Source organism: Bacillus gaemokensis, from assembly GCF_001590835.1.
Taxonomy (GTDB): Bacteria; Bacillota; Bacilli; order Bacillales; family Bacillaceae_G; genus Bacillus_A; species Bacillus_A gaemokensis.
In genome coordinates this window covers 45,358-45,692 of the sequence record NZ_LTAQ01000002.1, presented here as the reverse complement: position 1 = coordinate 45,692, position 335 = coordinate 45,358, and the positions used below count along the sequence as shown (strand labels likewise).

Genomic DNA, 335 nt, shown 5'->3' with positions numbered 1-335 from the left:
CTTAGGAAAAGCAAACGGCTGGGCGAAGATAAGTTATAAAGGAAAAGAAGGTTACGTATCGTTAGAGTTTGTGAAGCTAGAAGCTGGAAAACAAGGAGAAAAGCCAGTGGAAAACATCACAAATGGGGTGCAGGAAACAGGAACAATCAACGCAACAAGTCTGCGAGTAAGAAGTCAAGCAAATACAAATAGTGCAATTCTCGGAAACTTAAAAAATGGAGAAAAAGTAACAATCTTAGGAAAAGCAAACGGCTGGGCGAAGATAAGTTATAAAGGAAAAGAAGGTTACGTATCGTTAGAGTTTGTGAAGCTAGAAGCTGGAAAACAAGGAGAAA

Annotated in this window: 1 protein-coding gene; it reads left to right on the top strand. The window is 39.1% G+C overall.

Annotation, left to right across the window (positions count from 1 at the left end):
* Window positions 1–335 (top strand): SH3 domain-containing protein (locus AZF08_RS31105; RefSeq protein WP_235604050.1); only part of this gene is annotated, 335 nt, incomplete at both ends.